The sequence below is a fragment of the Acinetobacter sp. OYA S30 genome, from assembly GCF_033599315.1.
GTDB lineage: Bacteria > Pseudomonadota > Gammaproteobacteria > Pseudomonadales > Moraxellaceae > Acinetobacter > Acinetobacter baumannii.
This window is the reverse complement of the sequence record NZ_JAWVAV010000127.1, coordinates 1-996: the sequence shown is the minus strand read 5'-3', so window position 1 is coordinate 996 and position 996 is coordinate 1. Positions and strand designations below refer to the sequence as shown.

General features: G+C 40.4%; 1 protein-coding gene. It reads right to left on the bottom strand.

What is annotated here, in order from left to right; translation table 11 throughout:
- Positions 1 to 32: 32 nt before the first annotated feature.
- A partial coding sequence (locus R5R67_RS19440; protein ID WP_318755207.1) for a bifunctional metallophosphatase/5'-nucleotidase occupies positions 33 to 996 on the bottom strand: 964 nt, incomplete at its 5' end.

Sequence of the window (996 nt, the reverse complement as noted above, 5' to 3'; positions counted from 1 at the left end):
ATCATACTGTCCTTTATGCATTCTTAAATGAGTTATTTAATGACTTTAATACGAGTCGTAGCCGGAATAATTAACGGTGAATCTTTAGAGTTTTGTGCAACATAGTTTTCAAGCGCATCAATATCTTGACCACCACCGACACGGTTTTGGCCTTCTTTTAATACCGTAAAGTTGTCACCACCATCTGCCAAGAAACTATGTACCGTCACACGGTATACTTTAGTGTCAACTAATGATGAACCAGCAACCATGATGTTACTTGCTCGTGGTGAAACAGATGTATTTGCTGCATATTGGTAACTCAACTCTTTAGACGGCTGTAAAATTCTAGGCGAATTTGCATTTGCACCAGTCCATTGTTGTTCAAGCACATCTCTAATCTGTTTACCGGTTAAGCTCAAAGTCACAATCGAGTCACGTAAAGAGTGAACTGCAAAAATATCACCAAACGTAATCTGGTTACTGCTGTTAATCAGTAGGTCAGCACGTACAAAGCGCGGGTGAATTAACGTAAAATCCGAACCTTGATTACTTGCTTGAAGAGCGGCAGCTTGCTGCGCATCGGCAATCATATTACCTAGTGGGCTTTCACCACTTTCGACTGGTGTATTGCTCACAACGGCAGTAGAAGTTCCAACAACACGTCCAGAAATTGTAGTTACTGCTTGTCGGTATTTATCTAAAATTGCTTCGATACTTGGCGTTTTACTAAATTTTTGATAGAGGTCTGTCAGACTTACAGTGGTTGTACCCGAAGTATAGGCCTCACTTTGAACCGGAATTTGTTTAGCATCCTTTTTAATGATATCGCCAGTTTTACCATCCAACTCCACCTTAATATCGGTAATAAGCGTGCCGTATTGGCCAGCTGAGGTTAGTAAAAACGGTTTAGCCGGATTCTTGGTTGCATAATCACAAATATAAGACTGATGTGTATGCCCCGAAACAACAATATCAACTGCCGGATTTAACCGATCTAAAATACCTAAAATTGGA